The organism is Pseudaminobacter soli (ex Li et al. 2025), assembly GCF_029892515.1.
In the GTDB taxonomy this organism is placed as follows: Bacteria; Pseudomonadota; Alphaproteobacteria; order Rhizobiales; family Rhizobiaceae; genus Pseudaminobacter; species Pseudaminobacter soli_A.
The window spans coordinates 78,068-104,009 of the sequence record NZ_JARXVF010000005.1 but is presented as its reverse complement, the minus strand read 5'-3'; the positions used below and the strand labels follow the sequence as shown (position 1 = coordinate 104,009).

The following is a 25,942-nucleotide window of genomic DNA, read 5'->3' as shown; positions in this document are numbered from 1 at the left end:
AGCGACCTCAGTGCGCAGCCGTGGCGGCCTGCTTGGGAATGAGCACGCGGGCCGCCAGCACGCAGAGCAGCACGGTGAAGATGAGGATCAACGCCACCAGCGCGTTGATGTCGGGCGAGAAGCCCAGTCGCATCATCGCCCACAGCCTGACCGGCAGCGTGCTCTGGGTGCCGGTGACGAGGATAGTGATCATGGTCTCGTCGAAGGACAGGGCAAAGGCGAGGATCGCGCCGCCGGCCATGGCGCTCGACAGGTTCGGCAACAGCACGCGCCAGAAGGTCTGCCAGCTGGTGGCGCCAAGATCGTAGGAGGCCTCGACCAGCGAGCGGCTCAGCGATTGTAGCCGGGTCAGGACCGTGCGGTAGACAATGGCGAGAACGAAGACCGTATGGCCGATGACCACCGTCAGCAGCGAGCGTTCCAGCCCGACCTCGCGGAAGAAGATCAGCAGCGCCAGGCCGCTGATGATGGGCGGCATCAGGAACGGCAGAAAAATGATGAACTGCAGCGCGCCGCGGCCGCTGCGGCGGCCATGATAGTAGAGCGCCAGCAGCGTTCCGCTGCACACCGAAAGAAGCACCGTGCAGGCGCCGACGACCAGCGTGGCGCGCAAGGCGGCGAGGATTTCTCTGTTTCCGGCCAGCGACACATAGGCGGCAATGGTGGGAGACGACCAGAGGACTTCGCCATGCGCCACCGTGAAGAATGACGACACGATCGGCACGAACAGCGGACTGTAGAGCAGCACGGCGACCAGCGCAGTGACCGCAGCCAGAAATATGGTGGAGGGCCGGGCGATCATAGCGAAGCTCCCCGGTTGCGCCCAAAGCGTTCGCCGAGAAGGATTGCGGTGACCACCACGGCAGCCAGCGCCACTGATAGCGCGGCCCCGAACGGCCAGTTATAGGCGGTGCCGAACTGGCTGTAGAGCACGCGGCCGAAGGTGAAGCCGCTGACCCCGCCGACCATCTGCGGCGTCAGGAAATCGCCGATCGCCAGCACGAAGACGAAGCTCGCCGCCGAGGCCACGCCCGGCAGGCTGAGTGGCAAGGTCACGCGCAGGAAAGTCTGCGCAGCGCTTGCGCCGAGGTCGTCGGATGCCTGGCGCAGGATCGGCGGGATGCGCTCGAGCGTCAAAAAAATCGGCAGGATGGCGAAGGGGATGAGCAGCAGCGAAAGCGTGAGCAGGATGGCGTTCATGTTGAACACGAACAGCGAGGACGGCTCCTGCAGGATGCCAAGGCCCACCAACGCCTTGTTGAGAAACCCGTTGAGGCCGAGAATGCTGCGGATGGCATAGATCTTGATGACGTAGCTCATCAGCAGCGGCACCATGAGCAGCATCAGCAGCATGTAGCGCCAACGCCCCTTGAGCGTGGTGAGGAAATAGGCGGCCGGGTAGGCGAGCAGAACGCAGATGACCGCTACCGAAAGGCACAGCACGCAGGTGTTCCAGAACACCGGCAGAAAGATCGGGTCGCTCAGGAAACGCGCATAGTTCGCCAGCGTCAGCGTGTAGTTGATCTCGCCGTGGTCTACGCTAAAGAAGCTGTAGCCCAGGAAGATCGCCAGCGGCACCAGAATGAAGACCACAGGAGTGGCGAAGGCCAGCAGGGTCACCAGCCGCTGCGACCAACGGGTGGGGGTGCTCGCTGGGCCAGGGCCGGTCATGAAAGCACCAGATGCGCCTCGCGAGGCGCGAACGACAGTGCCACCGTCTCCGACGCGGTCAAGGCGCTGCCGCTGAAGCGGCTCGCGAGGCGCATGCGCAACCGTGTCGTCCTGCCGTCTCCCGCCGCGATGATGGCGACCGTCGATGAGCCGGCAAAGGCAATGTCGACCACCCTTCCGGAAAAGTGGTTCTTGCCCTCAGGCACATCCGCGACGTGGAGCGCCTCGGGGCGAAACATCGCAAAGGCACCGGCGCCATCCGGCGCGTTCTTCAAATGCGGCTGGCCGGCAATCGAACAGATCAGCCGCCCGAGGGCAGTGTCGATGGAGCGCAATTCACCGTGAACCTCGCCGAGCTTGCCGGGCACCAGGTTGTTCTCGCCGAAGAAGCGCGCCACGAATTCGCAGTTCGGCTTGTAGTAAAGCTCATGCGGCGTGCCGAGCTGGCGGATGCGGCCTGCCTGCATCACGCAGATGCGGTCCGACATGCCGATCGCTTCCTCCTGGTCGTGGGTCACGAACAGGAAGGTCGTCTTGATCTCGCGCTGGATGGATTTTAGGAACTCCTGCATCTGCCGACGCAGCTCGAGGTCGAGCGCTGCAAGCGGCTCGTCGAGCAAGATGAGGCGCGGCCGGCAGATCAGCGCGCGCGCCAGCGCCACGCGCTGACGCTGGCCGCCGGACAGCTGCGCCGGATAGCGCTTGGCAAAGCTCGCGAGTTGCACCAGTTCCAGCGCCTCGGCCACCCGCCGCGCAATCTCCTTGCGCGGGACATGGCGGACGGAAAGCCCGTAGCCGACATTGCCGGCAACCGTCAGATGCGGAAACAGCGCGTAGTCCTGGAACACCGTGTTGAACGGCCGCCGATTGATCGGCATGCGGCTGATGTTCTGGCCGTCCAGCCGGATTTCGCCCGAGCTCAGCGGTTCCAGTCCGCCGATGAGGCGCAGGACCGTGGTCTTGCCCGATCCGGACGGTCCGAGAACCGTCAGGAACTCACCGTCGCGGATTTCAAGGTTCACGTCGTGAAGCACCGGAACCGCGCCATAGGACTTCGACACGGAACGCAGCGTAAGCAGGTCTGAATTCTCTGTCATGCTAGGCCCTTGTCGGCGGCCGGAAGAGCCCGGACCGCCGCATTGCAAGAGAAGAAGTCCGGCCCGGCTATCAGGGGGCAGCCTTGACCTCGTTCCACAGATCCGAACGCTTCAGCGGATCTTCCACGAGCTGAAGCCAGACCAGCTTGTCGTTGGGGCTGGCGCTGCTGGTCTCCGTCACGGTGTTGCCGAAGCCGGTGCGCTCGGAAAGTTCGCCGCCGATCTTCTTGCTCAGCATGAAGTCGATCCACTTTTCAGCGGCCGCCTTGTCGCGCACGCCCTTGGAAATGACCCAGTTGTCCAGCCAGGCCAGCGCGCCTTCGCTCGGATTGACGTAGGCCACATGGGCGCCGACCTTCTGCAGCGCCTTGACCTGCTGCTGGCCGTAATTGGCCCAGATCAGCGCAACGTCATTGTTCTGGTAGATCTGCTGGGCCTCGTCGGCCGTGGTGTAGAAGGTCAGCACATTGCGCTTGAGGCCGACCAGCTTCTCCTTCACCGCGGCCATCTGCTCGTCGGTCAGGTGGAAGGGGTCCTTGTAGCCGAGCGTCAGCGCGGTGAAGGACACGTTGTGCTCGCCATTGTCATAGGCCAGCACCTTGCCCTGATAGGCCGGATCCCACAGCACCGACATGGATGTCGGCGCCGGCTTCACCTTGTCGGTGTCGTAGATCAGGCCGATCGAGTCGAAGCAGAACGGGATGCCATAGACCTTGCCGCCGCTCGTCACGCCGCCGACCGATTCCAGATCGTGAAAGCGCGGCAGCACATCCTTCTGGTTGGGCAGTTGGGCAACGTCGATCGGGCTGACCAGATCGGCCTGGATATAGCGCTGCAGCTGCGCCGTGTTGACGGCGAAGACGTCAAAATCCTTGCCGGCGCTGCCCTTGATCTTGGCCCAGATCTCGTCATCGCTGCCGATGAAGACGACATCCACGCCGATGCCGGTGGTGTCGGTGAACGCCTTAACCCAGTCCTGGTCGGCATAGCCGTCCCAGGCGAGAACGCGAAGGTTTTCGGCAAGGGCGGCCGATGTCATCAGGCCGACACCCAAACCGATCATGGCAATTTGCTGAAGTCGTCTAAGCAGTCCCATCACTAACCTCCCGTGATCACTCGTGTTGAGCCGCAATATTTCGGACTTGGGTCCTTGTCGCTGAAGTCAGCGGTCCCGCCTCCGCAACTGGCCCGGTTCATTTGTGCATGCTTGGTTCCAGCGAGGGGGCATATTCTTCGGCATGATCGTTGGCTGGGTGGAGCGATGCAGGCAGGACTCCGCGCCGCTCATTGCGGCCCGAAACGCGCAGTCCTGCGCGGCGGCATCGATAAAGTGCAGTCCCAGCGTCGCGCTTGCCATGTCTATTGACGCCTTCCCTCATCCCCTATAAAAATTATTATATGAATAATATGAAGAATACAACAGCCTCACAAAAGTCCTGGCCCTCTCTCGCTGCACAGGCGAGGGCGATGGCCTCTCGCCCGGCCGGATCAGCTTCGGGAAGCCTGCATGCGATGGTGCTGAACCAGATCGGCCTCGGCATTGTCCGGGGCGAGTTCGCGCCCGGCGATCCGCTGCCCAATGCCGATGACTGGAGCGCGGCGCATGGCGTCAGCCGCACCGTCTTGCGTGAGGTCATCAAGGTGCTTGCCGGTAAGGGCATGGTGGAATCGCGGCCCAAGACCGGAACGCGCGTGCGCCCGCGCTCGGACTGGAACTTTCTCGATCCGGACGTGCTGGCCTGGCGCTATTCGGGCACGATCAGCGGCGAGGACGTGCGCGAGCTGTTCGAGCTGCGCCGCGCGATCGAGCCGATGGCGGGCGCACTGGCCGCCGAGCGCGCGACACCTGAACAGGTCGCCGAGCTGGAAGCGGTGCTCGCCGAGATGGAAAAGGTCGTCGACGATGGCGAGCGCTTTGCCGAGCCCGATCTCGTCTTCCATCAGGCCATTCTGCGAATGACCGGCAACGAGCTGATCGGCTCGCTTGCGGCGCTGATCGAGACCGCGCTGCTGATGAGCTTTCGCCTGTCCAACGACAACCCGCAGGGCCAGCGGCACTCCATGCCGCTGCATCGCGAGGTCGCAAGCAACATAGCCAAGGGCAATGGGGAGGGCGCGCGCAAGGCGCTGCTCGCCCTGCTCGTTGACGCGGAAGAAGACGTTCGCCGGGCCATTGCGGCGCGGCGCGGCCAACACGAATAAAAACGGGAGCGGGGCATGTCGGGGCGAAAAAAGCTGCGGTCGGCCGCCTGGTTCGGCGGATCAGGCAAGAATGCCTTCATGTACCGCAGCTGGATGAAGAACCAGGGCCTGCCCGACGATCTGTTCGATGGCCGGCCGGTGATCGGCATCTGCAACACCTGGTCCGAGCTCACCCCGTGCAACGCCCACCTGCGCAACCTGGCCGAATATGTGAAGCGCGGCGTCTATGAGGCTGGCGGCATGCCGGTCGAGTTTCCGGTGATGTCGCTCGGCGAATCCAACATGCGGCCGACGGCCATGCTGTTCCGCAACCTCGCCAGCATGGATGTCGAGGAATCGATCCGCAGCAATCCGATCGACGGCGTCGTGCTGCTGGTCGGCTGCGACAAGACCACGCCGGCGCTGCTGATGGGCGCCGCAAGCTGCAACCTGCCCGCCATCGCGGTGTCCGGCGGGCCGATGCTGAACGGCAATTTCCGTGGCCAGACCATCGGCTCGGGCACGCATGTGTGGAAGTTCCACGAGGATGTGAAGGCGGGCCGCATGTCCATCGAGGACTTTCTTGCGGCCGAGCAGGGGCAGAGCCGTTCGGCCGGTAGCTGCATGACTATGGGCACCGCGTCGACCATGGCGAGCATGGTGGAGGCGCTCGGCATCGGGCTGCCTGACAATGCGGCGATCCCTGCGGTGGATTCCCGGCGCGGTGTGCTCGCGCAACTGGCCGGCCGGCGCATTGTCGAGCTGGTCAATGAGGACGTGACCATGTCGCGCATCCTGACGCGTGCGGCCTTCGAGAACGCCATCCGCGTCAACGGCGCCATCGGCGGCTCCACCAATGCCGTCATCCACCTGATCGCCATTGCGCGCCGCATCGGCGTCGAGCTCAGCATGGACGACTGGGACCGGCTCGGCCGCGACGTCCCGACCATCGTCGACCTGATGCCCTCGGGGCGCTTCCTGATGGAAGATTTTTATTACGCAGGCGGCCTGCGCACGGTCATGCGGATGCTCGACGAGGCGGGCTTGCTCAATCGCGATGCCGAAACGGTCGCCGGCGGCACCATCGGCGAGATCGTGAAGGACGCACCGAACTACAACACCGAGGTGATCCGCCCTCTCGATCGCCCGCTCACGGAAAATGGCGGCATCGCCGTGCTGCGCGGCAACCTCGCGCCCGACGGCGCCGTGATAAAACCTTCGGCCGCGACGCCGAAGCTGATGCAGCATCGCGGCCGTGCCGTGGTCTTCGAGAACATCGAGGACTACCACGCCCGCATCGACGACCCCGCACTCGACATCGACGCCGACTGCATCATGGTGCTCAAGAACTGCGGGCCGCGCGGCTATCCCGGCATGGCGGAGGTGGGCAACATGGCGCTGCCCGCCAAGCTGTTGAAGCAGGGCGTTTCCGACATGGTTCGGATATCCGACGCCCGCATGAGCGGCACCGCTTACGGCACCGTGGTTCTTCACACAGCGCCGGAGGCGGCGAGCGGCGGCACGCTGGCCCTGGTACGCGATGGCGATTTGATCGAGCTCGATGTCGCCGGGCGGCGGCTCGAACTGCTGGTCGATGACAGCGAGCTCGCCGCACGCCGGAAGGACTGGACACCTCCACCTGTGCCTTCCGGCGGCGGTTATCAGAGCCTGTTCGTAGAGCGCGTGCTGCAGGCCGACCAGGGTTGCGACTTCGACTTCCTCGTTGGCCGGCGCGATGCCGGCATTCCCCGCCACTCCCACTGAGATCGAACATGACGGGCGAAATCGAAAACGGCGCGATCTACCCGAGCCTGAAAGACCGCAGCGTGTTCATCACCGGCGGCGGTAGCGGCATCGGCGAAAGCCTGGTCGAGCATTTTTGCGCGCAGGGCAGCCGCGTCGCCTTCGTTGACATCGCGGAAGAGCCGTCACGGCGGCTGGTGGAACGCATCCGTGCCAAGGGCGATCCGGCGCCGCATTTCATCCCCTGCGACCTGCGCGACATCGAAAGCCTGCGCAAGGCCATCGCCGAGGCGGCCGAACGCAATGGCCCGATCCACGTGCTCTGCAACAATGCCGGCAATGACGACCGGCACCGCACTGAGGACGTAAGCGTCGACTATTGGGACGACCGCATGGCGGTGAATGTGCGGCACCAGTTCTTCGCCGCGCAGGCCGTCCGTCCGCAGATGAAGGCGGCTGGCGGCGGCTCGATCATCAATTTCGGCTCTATCACCTGGATGGTCGGCGATGGCGATTGTCCGGCCTATGTCACCTCCAAGGCCGCGATCACTGGCATGACGCGTGCGCTGGCGCGCGAATTCGGCCCCGAACGTATCCGCGTTAACTGCATGATCCCCGGCTGGGTGATGACCGAGCGCCAGGTCCGCCTCTGGCTCAATGCCGAGGGCGAACGCCAGATCGCGGAGCGCCAGTGCCTGCCCGATCGCCTGCATGCGCCCGACATTGCCCGCATGGCGCTGTTCCTGGCCGCCGACGACAGCCGCATGTGCTCGTCCCAGCAGTTCATCGTCGACGGGGGCTGGGTGTGACCGGCTCCGGACAAAAATCAACAAGGGGAATATGATGCGTCTCGTTCAATACACCGATGCTGCCGGCAACCGGGCGGTCGGCCTGGTCGCCGAGGATGGAAACCATCTCCACCCGCTGGCCGGTGTGTCGACGGTTTTGGACCTCGCCAATCGCGCCATCGCCACCGGCACCCCGCTTGCAGAGCTTGCGCGCGCGGCGGCGACCGACGAACGCGTCGACTACGATGCGCTTCTGAACGCCGGCCAGGTTCTGCCGCCGCTCGATCATCCCGAGCCCAGCCGCATGCTGGTAACGGGTACGGGTCTGACCCACATCGGCAGTGCCGCTGCCCGCAACAAGATGCATCAGCTGACCCACGGTGACGATGCCGACGAGTCCGACTCGATGAAGATCTTCAAGATGGGGATCGCCGGCGGCAAGCCCGCGGCCGGCGAGCTCGGCGTTCAGCCGGAATGGTTCTTCAAGGGCGTGGGCACCTGCGTCGTGCGACCGGGTGAGGCCCTGCCATTGCCCGCCTTCGCGCTCGCCGGCGCCGAGGAGGCCGAGATCGTGGGCCTCTATCTTGTCGGGCCGGACGGCGCGCCGTTCCGCATCGGCTATGCGCTCGGCAACGAGTATTCCGACCACGTGACCGAGGCCAAGAACTACCTCTACCTCGCGCACTCCAAGCTGCGGTCGTGCTCGTTCGGCCCCGAACTATTGATTGGCGAGCTGCCGGATGAAGTGCGCGGCACCTCGCGCATCCGCCGCGATGGCGCGGTGGTCTGGGAAGAAGAATTCCTCTCCGGCGAGAAGCACATGTCGCACTCGATCGGCAATCTCGAGCACTACCACTTCCGCTATCCGATGCATCGCCGGCCCGGCGACCTGCACGCCTATTTCTTCGGCGCGGCCGTCATGAGCTTTGCCTCGGGCGTGGCGACGCAGTCCGGTGACGAATTCGAGGTGCATGCCCCGGTGTTCGGCAAGCCGCTGCGCAACCGGATGGAGCAGGTGACCGACGAGGGGCTCGTCACCGTCCGCGCCCTCTGAAGGGCGCCGACGGGGAGGGTTGAGGCAGTGCCTCAGCCCTGTCGTTCGGGAATGCGTACCACGAGGCCGTCCAGCTCATCGCTCACCTTGAGCTGGCAGGACAGGCGCGAGGTCGGACCCGGCTCCCAGGCGAAGTCGAGCATGTCGGCTTCCATCGGCCCGGCCTCGCCGACGATCTCCGCAAAAGCCGGATCGACATGGACATGGCAGGTGGCGCAGGAGCAGGCGCCGCCGCATTCGGCTTCGATGCCCGGCACGGCGGCGCGGACAGCCGTTTCCATGACGGTCGCGCCATTGGCGGCTTCGATCTCGAAGCGTTGTTCGTCATGGGTGATGTAGATGATGCGCGGCATTGGCGGGCCTTTCGAATTCCAGTTTGTCATGTCGCGGCGGCAAGGCCGCATATGTTGAGGCGCCGGGTCGGAGACCGGGGGCGGTGTTCTATCGCTTGGGAAAAGCGGATTATTGAAGGCCGCAGGCGCGCAGGAAGAGGGCAGTCACCTCTTCCTCGACGCGCACCATGTCGAGCTCCTCGTTGTCGCTCAGCTGCATGAAGCTGCGGATCTGAACCTCGAAGTCGGCGTAGTGCTGGGTCACGGCCCAGATGTGCATCTGGAACAGCAGGGGATCGACTGGCCGGATAAGGCCCTGGTCGACCCATGACTGGATCAGCTTCACCGCCTGCTGCGTGGAGGCCTGATACTGCGCCCAATGACGGCCGAGGAACGGCGCGCCATTGGCGATTTCGGTGGTGAACAGGCGCGACGCCTTGGGATTCTTCTGCCCGTACTCCAATTTCTTATGGATGTAGGCGCGAATGATCTGAGCCGGGTCGTCGCCCGTCGAGGCGCTGATGAAAAGCTCCTGCCACTCGTCCAGAATGTAGACGAGGATATCCTCGTAAAGCTCTTCCTTGCTGGAAATGTAGTAGTGCAGCTGCGGCTTGGTCAGGCCGGCGCGCTGGGCGATGGCCTGCGTGGAGGCACCGACCAGTCCCTTGCTGGCGAACTCGTCGATCGCCGCATCCCTGATGGCGGCCAGAATGCGCCGGCGGCGATCGAGAACCTTCTCGCGCGCGCTCAGTTCGCCGTTGTCCGGAGTTTCAGCGTTGTCTTCACTCATCGCCAGATCGTTTCCGGCGAGGGGCCGGTGAGCCCCTCGCTTCCTTGTTGCGTCGATTACGGATTCAACTGCTTCTTGATGTCGAGGCCAACGCCCTTGTTGACGAAAGCGTCGGTTGCGACCTTCGAGATGTCGATCTTCTCGCCGGTCACGATGCCGGCCTTGACCGCGAGTTCGTAAAAGTCCTTGACCCGATCCATCGAGATGGCGCCGATGCCTTTTTCCAGAGTGTCCCCGCCGTCGATCAGCTCCAGCTTCTTGAGCATCGCCAACTCGCCGTCGAGCGTCTCTGCGCTCATGTCCGGGTTGTCCTTGAGGATCAGCTCATAGGCCTTGCTGTGATCGCCATAGAGGAAGTTATTCCAACCCACGATTGTCGCGTCAACAAAACGCTGCACCAGTTCCGGGTTCTTGTCGATCAGTTCCTGGCGGGTTTCGATGGTGTTGGCATAGGTGCTGTAGCCGTGGTCGGCGAGCAGATAGGTCGTAACCTTGGCACCCTGCTTCTCGGCATAGATCGGCTCGGCGGTGGCATAGGCCTGCTGCACCATCTTCTCGTCGCCGAGGAATTGGGCGAGGCTGTAGCCATAGGGGCGGATCTGCTCGTCCTTGAAGCCGAAGTCGTTCACCAGCCAAGGAAAGAAGCCATACTGGCTGTCCTTGGCGAGCAGGATGGTCGGCGCGTTGACGAGGTCGTTGAAGTCCTTGTAGGCGCCTTCATGCGCCATCAGCACCTGCGGGTCCTTCTGGTAGAAGGCCGCCACCACCGTGGTCGGGATGTTGTTGGCGACATTGTGGAAGGACAAGAGCAGGTTGCCGGTCAGCAGGAAGTCGAGGCGTCCCGCCGCGAGCATCGGCCGGTTGTTGACCTGCGGGCCGCCCATTTCGATGGTGACGTCGAGGCCGTACTTCTCATAGGTGCCATCGGCCACTGCCTGGTAGAAGCCGCCATGGCCGGCCTGCGCGAGCCAGTTGGTTCCCACGGTCACCTTGTCGCCCGCGTCAGCGAGCTGCGCCGACATGGCCAGCGAAAGAGCGGTGATCGCCGCTCCAAGCAAGTTCTTCATCTGAAATTTTCTCCCATTTGATTTCAGGTTCAGCCTTTGGCGGCCATCTCGGCCGTCCAGCCTCGCGTCTTCCCCGGATTGAGGAGGCCGAAAGGATCTGCTTTTTTCTTGAAGTCGATCTGCACGGTGTCGATCTGCTTCATGCCGCCGTCCTCGATGGTGTAGGCGTGCGGATCGTAGATGTCGCAGCCGTCCAGCTGCTCGAGTTCGCGGATGACCCGGTAGGTGTCTTCGCGGCTGTGGTAGCGCACCAGCGGCAGGCCGAAGATCTGCACCTCGCCCTCCAGCCGCGCCATCTCGTGGTGCATGTATTGCTCGTCGCCGTAGCGCTCCATCTGGCGCTTGACGACCTCGGGGTCGAAGGGGCGCGGATAGGCCACCTGCAGGTAGGTCCAGCCGGGCTCGGCCTTCAGCGCCTGCAGCGTGGTGTGGTTCCAGCCGCATTCGTAAGCCGGCTGCAGACCCTTGGCGTGCAGTTCCTCCTTGGTCATGGCGAAGGAAACGCGACCGCCGAATTCGGCGACAAGAGCCTCGAACTTGGCCATGTCGCTCGGTGCGATCATCGCGAAAACGGCATCGCGGTCGGAGGGGAAGAGCTCTCCGAACTTCGTGTAGAAGCGGGCGAAGCGCCGGTCGACCGTCGTCAGCAGGTAGCAGTCGAGGCTGTCTTCCAGCGCCTTGAGGCAGAAGCGCAGCGTGGCGTCATAGCTTTCGAAGAGTGCCGCGGTGTGGACCCAGTCGGTCGACTTGGTGAGCCCGATCTCGAGCTCCATCACGATGCCGTTGGTGCCGTAGGCGTGCTGGACCTTCTGGATGTCGCGGCCGTGCAGTTCGATGATCTGCGGCTCGACTTCCACGGTCATCACCTTGACCGAATAGATGTTGCCGTCGTCGCGCAGCATGCCGTGGCGCAGCGAGCCGATGCCGCCCGAGCCGCCGGTGAAGAAGCCGCCGATGGTGGCGATGCGACGCGTCGAGGGGTACATGAGCAGTTCCTGCCCGGTCTCGCGCACGGCGTCGTCGAGGCGCGCGATGCGGGCGCCGGCTTCCACGCGCACCCGTCCCGGCTCGATTGCCAGAACCCGGTCGATCTTGGTCATGTCGAGGATGATGCCGCCTTCGAGCGGCACGCACTGGCCGTAGTTGCCCGTGCCGCCGCCGCGCACGGTGACGGGGATGCGCAGCCGCGCGGCCGCGGCGACCACGCGACGCACTTCGTCCTGATCCTTCGGGATCACCACCAGATCGCCCACGCAGTGGCCGATGTCCTCGCTGAGGATGGGGCTGTACCAGAGATAGTCGCGCGAGCGCAGTTCCACCTGCTTGGGATCGTCATAGACGCGGATGCCGTCGATCTCGGCGCGGAAGGCCGCCCAGTCATAGGCGCGCGTTGGCTTGGTCGCCACGTTCATGCGTTTCTCCAGTCTTGAATGCTTGCCGGCAGCGGCTCGCCGCCCCGGTAGACGATGCGCTGTGCCTGAGGCCGGCTGATCAGGTCGCCTAGGTCGCTTGCGGCGTGCCAGACGAAGTTTGCCGGCATGCCCTTCGCCACGGGCGTCGCGATGCTGCTTGCGCACCAGCGCGCCGGCAGGGTGGTGATGCTGTCGAGCCAGTCTTCCGGCTCGAGATGGCCGGCGGGAGCCGCCAGCCGCAGGACGGAAAGCGGGTCGTAATCGCCATAGGGATAGAAGGCGTCGCGCACATTGTCGGAGGCGAGCATGACCGTCATGCCGGCCTTCCGCGCTTCCTTCAGCGGGGCGATGCCGCGCTGGCGAGGGGAGCGCCCGGTCGCGCGGTCCTGCAGATAGAGATTGGTCGTCGGCAGCGAAACCAGCGCCACGCCGGCTTTCGCACCCGCTGCAAGGATGCGCTCCAACTCGTCGGCGGAGCGCAAGGTCAGCGAGCAGGCATGGCCGCACAGCACGCGACCCGCCATTCGGTGGCGCTCTGCTGCGTCGATGATCAGCGACAGGCCGTCGGCCTCCGGATCGAGCCCTTCGTCGACATGGAAATCGAGATCGAGATCATGGGCCGCGGCCAACGCGAACATCGTCTCGACCTTGGTCGCAAGGTCGGCATTGCGATAGAAGAAGGCGCCGAAGACGGCTTTGTCCTCTTTCACCCGCGCGGCGATCGCTGCACCGGCGTCCGGCACGATGTCGCCATGGATGAGTGCGGCCAGCTGGAGATCGATGCGGCCCTTCCACTCCTGCCTGAGCTCGACGAGCACGGGCCAGGCTTCGGGCACTTCGTGCGATACCCAGTCGATATGCGTGCGCATGGCGCCCACGCCCTGCCGATAGGCGGCTTCCAGCGCAAGGCTTGCGCGGGCGCGGATATCGGCTGCCGTCCAGTTCGGGCGATCCTGCTCCATCAGCGCGATGGCGTCGAACAGGCACTCGACCCGGGCGTTTGCCTCCGCGCCAATGCGCGAGATGGTGTAGGTCTTGTCGAGATGCACATGCACGTCGGCGAAGAGCGGCGTGACGACGCCGCCCTTGGTTTCGAGGGAGGGAACAAGATCGGCGATCCGGCCGCCTGCGACGACAAGATCATAGCGGCCCGGCTGGCCGGGCAGGCTCACGCCGGACAGCCGCAAGGGCTGTCCCGATGCGGTCGCGTGGTCGCGGACCATCTCGTTCCCGTCCGTCACGATCAGGACTCCCGGCGGATTTCGCTCTCGTGCCAGCGGCCGAGAACGGCGCGTGACAGCCAGCTGGTCGCCAGGAAGATCACGATGCCCAGCACGGACACCAGGAACAGCGCGGCGAACATGCGCGGGATCTCGTTGCGGAAGCTTGATTCCAGGATGCGCGAGGCAAGGCCGGTGTTCTGGCCGGCGGTGCCGGCGACGAACTCGGCAACCACCGCGCCGATCAGCGACAGACCGCCGGCGATCTTCAGCGCCGCCATGAAATAGGGCAGGGCGCTCGGCGCCAGCAGATAGCGCAGGCGCTGCAGCGGCGTTGCCTGGTAGAGCTTGAACAGGTCACGCAGATTGTGGTCGGCGCTGCGCAGGCCGATCACCGTGTTCGACAGGATCGGGAAGAAGGCGACGATCCAGGCGCAGATCAAGAGAGCGGTGAAGGTGTCGCGCACATAGATGAGGATCAGCGGCGCGATCGCCACCACCGGCGTCACCTGCAGGATGACCGCGAACGGAAAGAAGCTCATCTCAACCGTGCGCGACAGCGCAAAGATCATGCCCAGGATCACGCCGCCGGCGATGGCGCACATGAGCGACAGCATGGTCAGCTTGATGGTGAAGAACATCGAGCTCATCAGCGACGGACCGTCCTTGATGAGCGTTTCGGCGACCAGCGACGGCGCCGGGATCAGGTAGTGCGGAACCTCGTAATAGCGAACCAGGCCTTCCCAGATGAGAAGCGCGATGGCGATCGCCAGGGTCGGCATGATGACGGCCTTGCGCCGCTCGATGCGGGCACGGCGGTTCTGCTCTGAATTGAGGATGGGGGTCTCGGTGCTCATGGCCAAGCCTTCAATGATCGATGTCGTCGGTGCCGAGCGTCTCGTTCAGCGCGTCGGACACGATTTGGCAGCTGTCGGTGTATTCCTTGGTGGTGCGGAAGTTCTCCGCACGCGGATAGGCACCGGGGATGGCGATGTCGGCGACGACGCGGCCCGGCCGGGCAGCCATCACCACCACGCGGTTCGACAGGTAGACGGACTCGTAGACGCTGTGGGTGACGAAGATCACCGTCAGCCCATGTTCCTGCCACAGCCGCAGCACGTCGTTGTTGAGCTTGAAGCGCGTCATCTCGTCGAGCGCCGCAAACGGCTCATCCATGAGCAGCAGGCGCGGGCGGGTCGCCAGCGCGCGGGCGATGGAAACGCGCATCTTCATGCCGCCCGACAGTTCGCGCGGATAGGCCTTGGCGAATTTGGTCAAGCCCACCTGCGCCAGCACCTCTTCGATTCGCGGCGTGGCGTCCTTGCGCGACATGCCGCTCAGGCGCAGCGGCAGATAGACGTTTTCGAACACGGTCGCCCAGGGCATCAGCGTCGGCTCCTGGAAGACGAAGCCGATGTCATGAGGGCCGCTGCCCTTGCCGGGCTCGTGGCCATTGACGCGGATCTTGCCGGCCGAAACCTCGGACAGGCCGGCGATCATGCGCAGCGCGGTGCTCTTGCCGCAGCCCGAGGGCCCGAGAAAGCTGACGAACTGACCCTGCTCGATGGTCAACGACATGTCGCGGACCGCAACGACGCCGGTGCCGTACTGCTTGTAGACGTTCTCGATCTGGATCAACGGCTGGGCCGACGGAGAAGGAGTGGCGACCATGTTCATTGCTTCACCTCACCAGGCGGGGCTGTTGTCGAGCCAGGAGAGCGGCGCGCGCTCGACCTCGGCCAGGAGTTCGACCAGCCGGTCGGCTGCGAAGTCGATGGTCTTGCGGCCCTTTTCGGCCGTTGCCGCCGCGGCGTTGCCGGCCGCGCCATAGGGGTTGATGTCCTGGATCTGCCAGCCGGGCTTGGCGCCCGAAAGGGAGATGTGCTGGAAGTCGCGGGCGAAGGTCTCGGTAAGCGTGGCGAAGTTCTGCGCCTTGCTCATGTTCACGAGGTCGGGATGCAGCTCGAGCATGACCGAGGTTTCCATGTCGCCGGCATGAATGCCGTGGCGCAGCTCATGGTCGGTGTAGACGCCTTCCGGCATGCCCTGGCCGAACCAGTTGACCGAGAACACCATCATGCCGTGCTTGATGCGCAGCTCACGCGCAACGATGTCCATGGTGCTGATCTGCCCGCCATGGCTGTTGAGAAGCACGAGCTTCTTCACGCCGCTGGCGGCCACGCAGTCGCCGATCTCGCACCACATTGCGATTAGGGTCTGCGCCGAAAAAGTCAGCGTGCCGGGATAGCGGCCGTGCTCGTTGCTCTTGCCGATGGGCTGGGTGGGAAGAAACAGTGCCTTGCTCGTTTCGGGCAGGCGCTCGACTGTTGCCGCGACAATGCCGCTGGCAATCGCCGCATCGACCGACAGCGGCAAGTGAGGCCCATGCTGCTCGGTGGCGCCGACGGGCAGAACCGCCACGATCTTTTCGCGGTCGAGCCGGGAAAATTCCTCGCTCGTGTAATCGGACCAGTATCTCTTCAAGTTTCCAATCCCTCCCTCTCGATCGGTGGCGCGTCGCTGCGTCAGTGCCCGCAAAGGCAACCGCCGAATGGACCTCCACGAGCCATCCGAAGCGCTGCCGGTTCGCCCTCAGCCGAGGGCGGCGAAAATTCTGGAAATCCGGAACAGTCCGGCGAGATGCGAGCCAGGGTGGCGCATGGTTGCGCGGCTTCCGCTCGACTCATCGTTGATCCCCTCCCGATTTCGTCCGGACCTGCCGGCGACATCGAGGTACTACTAACCGATCTGACCGATCGGTCAAACTAATTGTTTAAATCCCTGTGGAGATGTGCAACAAAATTACCTGCCGTTCGAGTCGGGGGAGTTTTTGCGCGCGTATTTTCGCGTGCGGGCCGGAGAGCGGAGTTGCCTTGCGGGAGGTTTTTGATCGCGCAAGGCGCGGCCGACTGGCGTCGGCCGGTGGAGTATGTGGAGGGGACATGGGCGATAGGTGCATCATCGTCGGCGCGGGGCACGCCGGCTCCCAGGCCGCGGTCAGCCTCCGACAGGAAGGCTACGCGGGGGATATCGTCCTGATCAACGACGAGACCGATCTTCCCTATCACAAGCCGCCACTTTCCAAATCCTACCTGAAATCCCCCGACTCGGCCGGCCTCGTCCTACGTCCCGAAGCCGTCTATCGCGACAATTCCATCGAGCTGATGCTCGGCGCTCGCGTCGAGAAGATTAGCCTCGACGCCCGCAAGCTCGTGCTTGCCGACGGGCGGGAACTGGACTGGACGCATCTCATTCTGGCGACCGGGGCCCGGGCGCGGATACCGAATCTGCCGGGCGTGGATCTCAATGGCGTCGTTACGCTGCGCAACATGGAGGATGCACGCCGCATCCGCGAAATGATGCCCGAGGTGCTGAACGTCGTCATCGTCGGCGGCGGCTTCATCGGCATGGAGATGGCGCATAGCTGCCTGGCAGCGCGCAAGGTAACGACGCTCATCGAAGCCGCGCCTCGCGTGCTGGCGCGATCGGTGGCGCCGATGGTCTCCGCCCATGTGGAAAAGAGGAGCCGGACCGCCGGCATCGACATCTTCACCGGCGTGCAGCTCGCCGTCATCGAAGGCGAGGGTGGACGTGTAAAGGCGGTTTCAACCGCTGATGGCCGCAGGTTCGAGGCCGACATGGTGGTTCTGGGCATCGGCGCGGTCCCCAATGTCGAGCTCGCCGTGGAAGCCGGTCTCCTCGTGGACAATGGTATCGTCGTCGACGGCCACATGCGCACCTCGGCGCCGCATGTCTATGCGGTCGGCGATTGCGTAAGCTACGAGCATCATCAGGTCGGCCGGCGCGTGCGGCTGGAATCGGTCCAGAACGCGACCGACCAGGCCAAGCATGTCGCGCGGTCCATCGTCGGGCGCTCCGACGCTTACGCCGAGGTCGCATGGTTCTGGTCCGATCAGAGCGACATGAAGCTGCAGACTGCAGGTCTGTCGCTTGACGCCAATCATTGCGTGGTCTCCGGCAATCCGGAGGAGAACGCTTTCTCGGTCTTTCATTTTCAGGGCGCGCGCCTTGTGGCCGTCGACTCCATCAACAAGCCGTCTGACCATATGATCGCGCGCCGGCTGCTGGCGGCCGGGCTGAGCCCGAGCGAGGCAGATATTGCAGCCGGAGCGCAGCATCTGAAGCAACTGGCGAGTGCGAAGGCGATGGTGCCGGCCTAGCGGCCGGGCTCCAACATCATTTCGGGCGAGGGCAGGCAGCGAACGGCAGCCCGCCTTCGGCCCTGCGGAAACTCAATTCGGGGATCAGGACAAAATGGTTCACTGTCTCATCATCGGCGCGGCTGGCATGCTCGGCGCGGGGCTGGCCAAGCGCCTCATCGAGGACGGCTCGATTGCCGGCAAGGCCGTTTCGCGGCTGACGCTTTTCGACATCGCGGTGCCGGGCACGTTGCCCGAAGGCGGCAAGGTCGTGGTCGAGTTCGAAACCGGCGACATCTCGTCCCCCGAGACGGCCGAGCGTCTTGTGGCGAGCCGGCCCGACGTGATCTTCCACCTCGCGGCCATCGTGTCGGGCGAGGCGGAGCGCGATTTCGACAAGGGTTACCGCATCAATCTCGACGGCACGCGGCACCTGTTCGACGCCGTGCGCAAGGCGCATGAGAAGGACGGCTACTATCCGCGTGTGGTCTTCACCTCGTCGCTGGCCGTCTTCGGCTCGCCGCTGCCCGATGTGATCGAGGACGACTACATCATCACGCCGCGCTCGAGCTACGGCACGCAGAAGGCGATCGGCGAACTGCTTCTGGCCGACTACAGCCGCCGCGGCTTCTTCGACGGCATCGGCATCCGCCTGCCCACCATCTGCATCCGCCCCGGCAAGCCCAATGCGGCGGCTTCGGGCTTCTTCTCCAACATCCTGCGCGAGCCGCTGGCGGGTCTGCCGGCGACGCTGCCGGTGGAGCCGTCCGTGCGCCACTGGTTCGCCAGCCCGCGCGCGGCCATCGGCTTTATCGCCCATGCGGCGGCTGTGGATGGCGCGCTGCTCAAGGAGCGCCGCAACATGACCATGCCCGGCGTTTCGGCGACCGTGGCCGACGAGATGGAGGCACTGCGCGCAATCGCGGGCGACGACGCGGTCAAGCTGATCAAGCATGAAATCGACCCCGCAATCGTCGCGATCATCTCGACCTGGCCGAAGGCCTTTGAGGCAAGCCAGGCCGAAAAGCTTGGTTTCAAGGCAGATGACTCCTTCGGAGCGATCATTCAGGCCTATCTCGAGGACTATGCCCCGAAGGCGGAGAAGCAGGCATGAGCGCTGGAGCCTCTGCGTTGCCGGGTCGGCAATTCCTGCTCATCGGCCTTGGGGCCATGGGCTACGGCATGGGCCAGTCGCTGCTGCGGTCCGGCCTTGCCGTCGATGGCTTCGACCTCAATCCCGACGCCCAGAAGCGTTTCCGCGCCGAGGCTGGCCTTGACCGCGATCTCGACCAGGCCAGCGCGGAAGCCGATGGCGCCATTCTGGTCGTTGTCAACGCGGCCCAGACGGAAGACGCGCTGTTTGGCGCACGCGGACTGGCCGAGAGGTTGAAGCCGGGCGCGGTCGTTATCAGCTGTGCCACCATCGACGCGCAGAAGGCGGTCGAGTTTGAGGCCCGCCTTGCCGAGAAGGGCATTCTCTATCTGGACGCGCCGATTTCCGGCGGCTCGGCGCGCGCCGCAAAGGGCCAGCTCAGCATCATGGCCTCCGGCACCCCCGACGCCTTTGCCCGCTCGGAAGCCGCGCTCGATGCCATGGCCCAGACCGTGTTCCGGCTGGGCGACCGTGCCGGGCCGGGCTCGGCGATGAAAAGCGTCAACCAGCTGCTCGCCGGCATCCACATCGCCGCCGCCGCAGAGGCCTTCGCATTCGGCTTGGCGCAGGGTGTGGACGCTGACCAGATCATGCAGGTCATCCCGCATTGCGCCGGCTCGTCCTGGATGTTCGAAAACCGTGGGCCCTACATCGCCGATGGCGACTACCGGCCGCATTCGGCCGTCGACATCTTCGTCAAGGACCTCGGCATCGTTACCGGCGCGGCGAAGGAAGCCTCGCTCGAGCTGCCGGTCGCGCAGGCGGCACTTGCCCGTTTCCGGGCCGCGTCCCAGGCCGGCCTCGGCCGCGAGGGTGACGTGGCTGTGGTCAAGCTCTATGCGGAGGAGAGCGGCATCAGCCTTCCCGCGAAACGTTACAAGGAGAGCTGATCATGCTGCTCGGCTGTATTGGTGACGACTTCACCGGCTCGTCGGACCTTGCCAACACGCTGGTCAAGGGCGGCATGGCAACGACGCAATATTGCGGCATCCCGCAGGGCAGGGCCGATGCGGATGTCGAGGCAGGCGTTGTCGCGCTGAAGACGCGCAGCGTGCTGGTGGAGGAAGCCGTCGCCCAATCGCTGCAGGCGCTGGAGTGGCTCAAGGAACAGGGCTGCCGCCAGTTCTTCTTCAAATATTGCTCGACCTTCGATTCCACCAAGACCGGCAATATCGGCCCCGTGGCCGAGGCGCTCAGCAAGGCGCTGGGCGCCAGCCAGGTCATCGTCTGTCCGGCTTTCCCAGGCGCGGGCCGCACGATCTATCAGGGCCATCTCTTCGTCGGTGACCGGATGCTGAACGAGTCGGGCATGGAGGCTCATCCGCTCACGCCGATGACCGACCCCGACATTCGCCGCTGGCTGCAATACCAGACCGCACTTTCCGTCGGGCTGGTGGCGTTTTCCGATGTGCGCCGGGGCGCGGCGGCAATCGCCGAGGCCATGCAGCGGCAGGACCAGGCGGGCCATAAGCTTCTCGTGCTCGACGCGCTGCAGAATGAGGATCTGTTCGCCATCGGCGAGGCGGCAGCCGACCTGCCGCTGATCACCGGCGGTTCGGGCGTGGCGCTCGGCCTGCCGGAAAACTTCCGCCGCAAGGGGCTGATCGGCAATCGCCAGGTGGCGTGGCAGGGCATCGACGGCCCGGGCGCCGTGCTTTCGGGCTCCTGCTCGCGCGCCACGCGCGGCCAGGTGACGCATTACCGTGTCAATCATCCGGCGCTTGAGATCGAGGCCGACGCGCTGATGGCCGGCGACATGACGGTGGCGAAGGCATCGGCCTGGCTGGCCGAAAACCTCGCCGCCGAGCCGCTGGTGTTCTCATCCGCCGAGCCGGAAGTGGTCGGCAAGGCGCAGCAGAAATACGGGCTTGGCGAACTCGCCCACCGCATCGAGACCTTCTTCTCCGAGCTTGCGGCCGAAGCGCGGCGGCACGGCGTCAGGCGCCTGGTGTCGGCCGGCGGCGAGACTTCGGGCGCGGTGGTGCAGGGGCTTGCTTGCGAGGCACTTCAGGTCGGCCCCGAGATCGATCCGGGGGTTCCCATGCTGCGCGTCAACGGGCAGGATTTCGGCCTGGCGCTGAAGTCGGGTAATTTCGGCGCTGAGGACTTTTTCACCAAGGCGCTGAGGATGCTCAAGGGAGCGGCAGTGTGAGCGAGGAAGCGAAGCTGCGCGAGACGATCTGCCGGATGGCGCGTTCGATCTTCGAGCGCGGGCTGACCGGCGGAGCGTCCGGCAACATCTCCGCTCGCCTGTCCGACGGGCGGCTCTTGGTGACGCCCACCGGCTCCTCCTTCGGCGATCTCGACCCGGCGCGCCTTTCGCTGATCGACGAGACCGGCCGGCTGATCGGCGGTGATGCGCCGACCAAGGAAATGCCGCTTCACTCTGCTTTCTATGAAACACGCGGCGCCAAGGCCGGCGCCATCGTCCATCTCCATTCCTGCCATTCGGTGGCGCTGTCCATGCTGCCGGAAACCGACCCGGACCATGTGCTGCCGCCGCTGACGCCCTATTCCATCATGCGGCTCGGCAAAGTGAAGCTGCTGCCTTATTTCCGGCCGGGCGATGCTGCCATTGGCGACGCGATCCGTGGCCTCGCCGGAAAGCGCAGCGCCGTGCTTCTGGCCAATCACGGGCCGGTGGTCGCCGCGAAGGATCTGGAAGCGGCGGTCTACGCCATGGAAGAGCTGGAAGAGACGGCGCGGCTTGCGCTGCTCACGCGCGGCATGAAACCCAAAATGCTGACGCCCGAACAGGTCCGCGATGTCGTGGATCATTTCAACATCGAGTGGGATTGAACATCATGGCCCTTCCGTATTCAGCCAATCTCGGCTTCCTGTGGACCGAGCTGGCGCTTCCCGACGCCGTGCGCGCGGCGGCCAAGGCCGGCTTCGACGCGGTCGAGCTGCACTGGCCCTATGCGGTGGATCCGTCCCTGCTCAAGCAGGCGCTGACCGAAAGCGGCCTGCCGGTTCTGGGCCTGAACACCTCGAAGGGCAATGTGGAAGCCGGCGAATTCGGGCTTTCCGCCTTGCCGGGGCGCGAGGAAGATGCACGCGCGGCGATCGATCAGGCGCTCGCTTATGCGACCGCGATCGGCGCAACCGCCATCCATGTCATGGCCGGCAAGACGAACGCGCCTGAGGCGCGCGACACCTTTGTCGCCAATCTGCGCTATGCGGCTGACCGGGCCGCGCCGGCCGGCATCACCATCCTGCTCGAGCCGCTCAACCTCCACGACGTACCGGGCTATTTCCTGCACGACAACGCCACCGCGTCATCGATCATCGAAGAGGCCGGCCGCAGCAACATCCGCATCATGTTCGATTGCTACCATGTGGGTCGTTCCGGCAAATCCATCCTGGAAGAGTTCGATGCGCATCGTCAGCTTGTCGGCCATGTCCAGTTCGCTGCTGTGCCGGATCGCGGCGAGCCCGACGCGGGCGAGGTGGATTTCGCCAGCCTGCTGCCCGAGCTTGCCGCCCGCGGCTATGCGGGCCACTTCGGCGCCGAATACAAGCCGCGCCGCACGACCGACGAAGGGCTGGGCTGGCTCGCCGCCTGGCGCTGATTCAATCCATTTCTTGGGAGGCATGCCATGACCGATCGCGCTTCGAACCTCGACCATCTCGTGCCGGAAACGATGCCGGCACCCTTCGCCGCCTACAGCCATGGCGTGCTGGTCCGCACCGGATCGGACATGGTTTATTGTTCCGGCCAGCTCGGCATCGGGCCCAATGCGCATGTGCCAGAGGACGCCACGGCGCAGGCCGAGCTCTGCTTCGAGAATGTGCGCTCGATCCTTACCGCCTGCGGCGTGGGCTTTGCCGACGTGGTGCGCATCAATGCCTACGTCACCGACCGGGTCCATATGCGGCCCTACATGGAGGTCCGCGACCGGCTGTTCCCGCAACCGGCACCGGCCTCGACGCTGATGATCGTGTCGGGCTTCACGCGCGAGGAATTCAAGGTCGAGGTGGAAGTCATCGCGGCACGGCCGGCCAGACTTTAGCCGACCCACTTTAGGCGGCTAATGCGGAAAAGTTGCTGTGCTTCTGGCGCAACACGCAGGCAAACTTGCAGTAGAGAACTCGCGCGGCTGTCCGGCATATGATAAGCGACAGCTCATATGGGATTTTTACTTGTGGCATAATGCATTCGGGCCAATCTCGCGAACCGGCAGGTCTTCATTCCTGCTTTGAGCTATTCAAACGCGAGAGGCTCGAGCGAGCCTGCGTCGGGCAATGAACGCGCGGCCGTCGCTGCCCAGCTCCGTTCTGGACACTTCGGGCCTGCCAACCAAGGCGGCGATCTCCGCATGGCAGGAAAGCATCGGCGTCATGTTCGATGTAAGACCGCGCCAGACGGCCGAAGAGACCTTCCATGCCCGCGTCGAGGCCTTCATGGTCGGCGAGCTCGCGCTCGGCGCCTGCAGTTCGGGCGCGCAATCCTTCGACCGCTCCCGGCGCCGGATCGAGCGCGATGATCTCGATCACATCGTGCTCCAGTTCTATACGCGGGGAAGCTGTGGCCATCGCGATGGCAGCGCCGACGAGAAGACGAGGCCGGGGGATCTCTGGGTTTCGGATCTGGCCATGCCGCTGTCCACGGGCGTGACCGATTTCGACAACATCAACCTGATCGTGCCCCGTCGCCTGCTGGCGCCGTATCTGAAGGTGCCGGAGGGACACCATATGAGCATCATTTCCGGCAGCAATCCGCTGGTCGGTCTGCTGCACAACCACCTTGAGGCGCTTTTCCGCAGTGCGTCGCGCATGACCCAGCAGGATGCCGAGGCCATCGTCCGCCCGACGATCGAGTTGGCTGCCGCGACCCTGAACGGAAGGCCGGCCGAGGAGAACGCCCAGGGCGTCGCCTCCTCGCTCTTCGGGGCGATACTTCGCCATGTCGATGCGCATCTGTCCGCGCCGGACATGTCGGCCGAAACCGTGGCCGCGGCCTTCGGAATCTCGCCGCGCAAGCTCTACTACCTGTTCGAACCGCGCGGCGGCTTTGCCTCCCATGTGCAGGACCAGCGCCTGCTCAGGTGCCACGATGCGCTTTCCGATCCCGCACAGCGGCATCGCGGCATCGCGGAGATCGCCGAATCCTACGGCTTCACCCATCCCAAGAGCTTTAGCCGCGCCTTCAGCCGCAAGATCGGCATGACCGCCCGCGAGGTGCGCGGCCTCGCCACGGAGCGTGAACGCAGCGCCTTCGGCCGCTCCGTGTCGGACGAGTGGTGGTCCTGGATCGAACGGATGCGCTGAACGGCGGATTTGAATTCGCCCTGCAATATTCTCGAAAGCCAACCGAAATACCTTACATCGGCACCGCTTTCCCTGACTTGTGCCCGATTGCCGGTCTGCCACGCTTCTCGCCCAAAGGAGGCTGAGAGCTATGGTCCCGAATATCGACGTCGTCGACGAACTTCTTGGCCTGGCAAGAGATCCGGAGCCATTCAGCAAGGACGATATGGCGGAAATCGCCCTGGTCGCTGCAACCGAGATCATGAAGCTTCGCCGCTATGAAACCCAGCTCAAGCGATCTCCGGGCAAACGTCAACGACGAGAGAGCTGGCGCCAACTCGGCTCGGCGTAAGACGACTGGTTTGCGTCTAATGGGCCGCCCGGGTCACGCCACGCGATCGCGCTTGATGGGCAGTTTGGCCACCCGGTTCTCGTCGCTGCCCTGTTCTGGAAGCTGGCCGGCATTGTGCATGGCCTCGTCGAAGATCCGGAACGTGTTGCGGCCGGCGGCCTTGGCTGCGTAGAGCGCCAAGTCGGCCTTGGCGAAAAGATCGCGCGGCGCCGGCCCGGCCGGAACGATGACCACCCCGATCGAAACGCCGATCTGCGCGACGCGCCCCGCCAGGAGGAAGGGGGCGCCGAGTTCGGCAACGATGCGGTTCGACAATGCGCCGACCTGATCGGCGGTTTGGACGCGCCGCAGGATGATGGCGAATTCGTCGCCACCCAGGCGCGCCACAGTGTCGGCGTCTTCGACCAGAGGCACGAGCCGGCGGCCGACCTCGCGCAGCAACTGGTCCCCGGCTTCGTGGCCGAGCGTATCGTTGACCTGCTTGAAGCGGTCGAGGTCCAGCGCCAGCAATGCCACGTTTGACTGGTTGTTTCGCCCGCCTGCCAGTTCCTCCAACTGCTTGTTGAAGTAGGCACGGTTGGCAAGTCCGGTCAGCGTGTCGTGATTGGCCTGGTATTCGGCGTCGGCCTTGCCCTGCTCGAGAGCTTTGGTGGTGCGGCGCAGCCCGCGCAGCAGGAGCACCAGCACGACGCCGGCAATGGCCAGCGCGCCGATCATGGCGGGCAGGGTTTCGGCCAGCATCCTCGCCCCCGGGCGATCGGGCTGCCAGCTGAACCAGCCGACGGTCTGGCCAGCTTCGTCTTTCAGGGCGAAATTGGCGACATCGCGCCCGGTCGCGGCAACCGCCGCAAAGGACGGGTTTTCGATATAATATTGCTCGGTAAGTTCGGTGGACATCACGCTGGCGAGATAGCGGATGCCAATTAGAAAGCTTTCCTTTCCGGGGATCTGCTCCGTGCCTTCGTCGCGGTTCTCCGACATGATGACGGTGACGCCGACATAGGCAGGACGGCCGTCGATCAACGCGATCTCCGCCACGCCCGGTACTCGGGTCGCGTTGCCGCTGTCATAGGCGGCGAGCGCGCCGGCGGCGTCGATGCCCTTCAGCTTCTCAACCAGCGGCGCGACCGCAGTGCGGTCGGCCTCGTAGTGCTCGGCGCCGGTCTTGCCGCCGGCATACATGGCGTAGAGCGGGCGTGCGCCGGGGTCGAGCACATAGATGCGGTCGAACGTGACATTGCTGTAGAGGCTGAAGGCGAGGTTGGAATCGATCCACTCGATGTCGCCTTCGGCAAGCGCAGTGATCGCTTCGTCCCAGCCGGAGTAGTAGGCCTGCTGCTCGCCAAGGGCCTTGACCCGCTGGCCGATGACGCGGCCGACCAGATGCGTCTCCCGCTGCAGGGCGCGTTCATCGCTCCTGGCGGTCGACCAGTAGACGAACCCCGCAACCGTCGCCATGGTGATGCCCACCGCCAGAACCACCGGCACGACGACGCGCATGGCAAACCGCCGCGCGCTGGCGCCTTTCTGCTCCCTGCCCATCCAAGCTCCCCATGGACATCTTTGGGACGGACGGTAGTGGCGGCGGGCTTAGAAAGAAGTTAGCGCGGGCGTTGGAGGCCGGGGAGCAACGCAGCTTTAGTCCGCGTGGTTAAGGGAGCATTGCCGATGA

26 protein-coding genes are annotated in these 25,942 nt (G+C 64.6%); 13 read left to right on the top strand and 13 right to left on the bottom strand.

Annotated elements, in window-relative coordinates; all coding sequences use genetic code 11:
- Positions 1 to 7 precede the first annotated feature (7 nt).
- The 4 genes from M2281_RS20110 to M2281_RS20095 form a co-directional block, all read right to left on the bottom strand.
- Entirely contained in the window at positions 8 to 802 is a 795-nt protein-coding gene (locus M2281_RS20110) for an ABC transporter permease (RefSeq protein ID WP_280822966.1), read from the bottom strand.
- Positions 799 to 1,671 carry an ABC transporter permease gene (locus M2281_RS20105; protein WP_280822965.1) on the bottom strand — a complete coding sequence of 291 codons (873 nt, stop codon included), beginning with the start codon at positions 1,669 to 1,671 and terminating at the stop codon, positions 799 to 801. Before M2281_RS20105 ends, M2281_RS20110 begins: the two co-directional genes overlap by 4 nt.
- Positions 1,668 to 2,768 carry an ABC transporter ATP-binding protein gene (locus tag M2281_RS20100; protein WP_280822964.1) on the bottom strand — a complete coding sequence of 367 codons (1,101 nt, stop codon included), beginning with the start codon at positions 2,766 to 2,768 and terminating at the stop codon, positions 1,668 to 1,670. The genes M2281_RS20105 and M2281_RS20100 overlap by 4 nt, the downstream gene beginning before the upstream one ends.
- A 70-nt stretch (positions 2,769 to 2,838) precedes the next feature.
- Positions 2,839 to 3,831, bottom strand: coding sequence for an ABC transporter substrate-binding protein (locus tag M2281_RS20095; protein ID WP_280822963.1), 993 nt, complete (start codon positions 3,829 to 3,831; stop codon positions 2,839 to 2,841).
- Between the two features lie 404 nt (positions 3,832 to 4,235).
- On the opposite strand from M2281_RS20095, the gene M2281_RS20090 reads away from it, so the two are divergent.
- The 4 genes from M2281_RS20090 to araD1 are packed head-to-tail and all read left to right on the top strand — an operon-like array spanning position 4,236 to position 8,534.
- Positions 4,236 to 4,970 carry a FadR/GntR family transcriptional regulator gene (locus M2281_RS20090; protein ID WP_280822962.1) on the top strand — a complete coding sequence of 245 codons (735 nt, stop codon included), beginning with the start codon at positions 4,236 to 4,238 and terminating at the stop codon, positions 4,968 to 4,970.
- Between the two features lie 15 nt (positions 4,971 to 4,985).
- Positions 4,986 to 6,713 carry an IlvD/Edd family dehydratase gene (locus M2281_RS20085; protein WP_280822961.1) on the top strand — a complete coding sequence of 576 codons (1,728 nt, stop codon included), beginning with the start codon at positions 4,986 to 4,988 and terminating at the stop codon, positions 6,711 to 6,713.
- 8 nt (positions 6,714 to 6,721) lie between these two features.
- On the top strand, positions 6,722 to 7,501 hold the full coding sequence (locus M2281_RS20080) for an SDR family NAD(P)-dependent oxidoreductase (protein WP_280822960.1): 780 nt from the start codon (positions 6,722 to 6,724) through the stop codon (positions 7,499 to 7,501).
- Positions 7,502 to 7,535: 34 nt separating this feature from the next.
- Positions 7,536 to 8,534, top strand: coding sequence for an AraD1 family protein (gene araD1 / locus M2281_RS20075; protein ID WP_280822959.1), 999 nt, complete (start codon positions 7,536 to 7,538; stop codon positions 8,532 to 8,534).
- A gap of 32 nt (positions 8,535 to 8,566) precedes the next feature.
- On the opposite strand, the gene M2281_RS20070 is transcribed toward araD1, so the two are convergent.
- From M2281_RS20070 to M2281_RS20035, 8 genes are all read right to left on the bottom strand, one after another.
- Entirely contained in the window at positions 8,567 to 8,887 is a 321-nt protein-coding gene (locus M2281_RS20070) for a 2Fe-2S iron-sulfur cluster-binding protein (RefSeq protein WP_280822958.1), read from the bottom strand.
- Positions 8,888 to 8,996: 109 nt separating this feature from the next.
- The gene (locus M2281_RS20065) at positions 8,997 to 9,656 is read right to left on the bottom strand and encodes a TetR family transcriptional regulator C-terminal domain-containing protein (protein WP_280822957.1); all 660 of its coding nucleotides are present in this window, start codon (positions 9,654 to 9,656) and stop codon (positions 8,997 to 8,999) included.
- 56 nt (positions 9,657 to 9,712) lie between these two features.
- Positions 9,713 to 10,723 (bottom strand): ABC transporter substrate-binding protein, encoded by a 1,011-nt coding sequence (locus M2281_RS20060; protein WP_280822956.1) that lies wholly within the window; start codon positions 10,721 to 10,723, stop codon positions 9,713 to 9,715.
- A 29-nt stretch (positions 10,724 to 10,752) separates the two neighbouring features.
- Positions 10,753 to 12,135, bottom strand: a complete 1,383-nt coding sequence (locus tag M2281_RS20055) for an FAD-binding oxidoreductase (protein WP_280822955.1) — start codon at positions 12,133 to 12,135, stop codon at positions 10,753 to 10,755.
- Positions 12,132 to 13,376: an amidohydrolase family protein gene (locus M2281_RS20050; RefSeq protein WP_280822954.1), complete on the bottom strand. Its 1,245-nt coding sequence runs from the start codon at positions 13,374 to 13,376 to the stop codon at positions 12,132 to 12,134. The genes M2281_RS20055 and M2281_RS20050 overlap by 4 nt, the downstream gene beginning before the upstream one ends.
- Before the next feature lie 2 nt (positions 13,377 to 13,378).
- Positions 13,379 to 14,212 carry an ABC transporter permease gene (locus M2281_RS20045; protein WP_280822953.1) on the bottom strand — a complete coding sequence of 278 codons (834 nt, stop codon included), beginning with the start codon at positions 14,210 to 14,212 and terminating at the stop codon, positions 13,379 to 13,381.
- Between the two features lie 10 nt (positions 14,213 to 14,222).
- Positions 14,223 to 15,032: an ABC transporter ATP-binding protein gene (locus M2281_RS20040; protein WP_280822952.1), complete on the bottom strand. Its 810-nt coding sequence runs from the start codon at positions 15,030 to 15,032 to the stop codon at positions 14,223 to 14,225.
- A 9-nt stretch (positions 15,033 to 15,041) separates the two neighbouring features.
- Positions 15,042 to 15,839: a creatininase family protein gene (locus M2281_RS20035; protein ID WP_280822951.1), complete on the bottom strand. Its 798-nt coding sequence runs from the start codon at positions 15,837 to 15,839 to the stop codon at positions 15,042 to 15,044.
- 458 nt (positions 15,840 to 16,297) lie between these two features.
- Here M2281_RS20035 and M2281_RS20030 point away from each other — a divergent pair, with 458 nt between their 5' ends.
- The 9 genes from M2281_RS20030 to M2281_RS19990 all read left to right on the top strand — a co-directional run bounded on the left by M2281_RS20030 (position 16,298) and on the right by M2281_RS19990 (position 24,270).
- Positions 16,298 to 17,536, top strand: a complete 1,239-nt coding sequence (locus M2281_RS20030) for an NAD(P)/FAD-dependent oxidoreductase (RefSeq protein ID WP_280822950.1) — start codon at positions 16,298 to 16,300, stop codon at positions 17,534 to 17,536.
- 94 nt (positions 17,537 to 17,630) lie between these two features.
- The gene (gene denD, locus M2281_RS20025; RefSeq protein WP_280822949.1) at positions 17,631 to 18,629 is read left to right on the top strand and encodes a D-erythronate dehydrogenase; all 999 of its coding nucleotides are present in this window, start codon (positions 17,631 to 17,633) and stop codon (positions 18,627 to 18,629) included.
- Positions 18,626 to 19,558 carry an L-threonate dehydrogenase gene (gene ltnD / locus M2281_RS20020; protein WP_280822948.1) on the top strand — a complete coding sequence of 311 codons (933 nt, stop codon included), beginning with the start codon at positions 18,626 to 18,628 and terminating at the stop codon, positions 19,556 to 19,558. Before denD ends, ltnD begins: the two co-directional genes overlap by 4 nt.
- Positions 19,559 to 19,560: 2 nt before the next feature.
- Positions 19,561 to 20,820, top strand: a complete 1,260-nt coding sequence (otnK, locus tag M2281_RS20015; protein ID WP_280822947.1) for a 3-oxo-tetronate kinase — start codon at positions 19,561 to 19,563, stop codon at positions 20,818 to 20,820.
- A complete protein-coding gene (locus M2281_RS20010) occupies positions 20,817 to 21,467 on the top strand; it encodes an aldolase (RefSeq protein WP_280822946.1) in 651 nt (216 codons plus the stop codon). The genes otnK and M2281_RS20010 overlap by 4 nt, the downstream gene beginning before the upstream one ends.
- A 5-nt stretch (positions 21,468 to 21,472) precedes the next feature.
- Positions 21,473 to 22,240: a hydroxypyruvate isomerase family protein gene (locus tag M2281_RS20005; protein ID WP_280822945.1), complete on the top strand. Its 768-nt coding sequence runs from the start codon at positions 21,473 to 21,475 to the stop codon at positions 22,238 to 22,240.
- Positions 22,241 to 22,267: 27 nt separating this feature from the next.
- Complete coding sequence (locus M2281_RS20000) at positions 22,268 to 22,681, top strand: RidA family protein (protein WP_280822944.1); 414 nt, start codon at positions 22,268 to 22,270, stop codon at positions 22,679 to 22,681.
- Between the two features lie 232 nt (positions 22,682 to 22,913).
- The gene (locus tag M2281_RS19995; protein ID WP_280822943.1) at positions 22,914 to 23,939 is read left to right on the top strand and encodes a helix-turn-helix domain-containing protein; all 1,026 of its coding nucleotides are present in this window, start codon (positions 22,914 to 22,916) and stop codon (positions 23,937 to 23,939) included.
- Between the two features lie 130 nt (positions 23,940 to 24,069).
- Positions 24,070 to 24,270: a hypothetical protein gene (locus M2281_RS19990; protein ID WP_280822942.1), complete on the top strand. Its 201-nt coding sequence runs from the start codon at positions 24,070 to 24,072 to the stop codon at positions 24,268 to 24,270.
- Positions 24,271 to 24,303: 33 nt separating this feature from the next.
- On the opposite strand, the gene M2281_RS19985 is transcribed toward M2281_RS19990, so the two are convergent.
- Positions 24,304 to 25,812 carry a sensor domain-containing diguanylate cyclase gene (locus tag M2281_RS19985; RefSeq protein ID WP_280822941.1) on the bottom strand — a complete coding sequence of 503 codons (1,509 nt, stop codon included), beginning with the start codon at positions 25,810 to 25,812 and terminating at the stop codon, positions 24,304 to 24,306.
- Positions 25,813 to 25,942 lie beyond the last annotated feature (130 nt).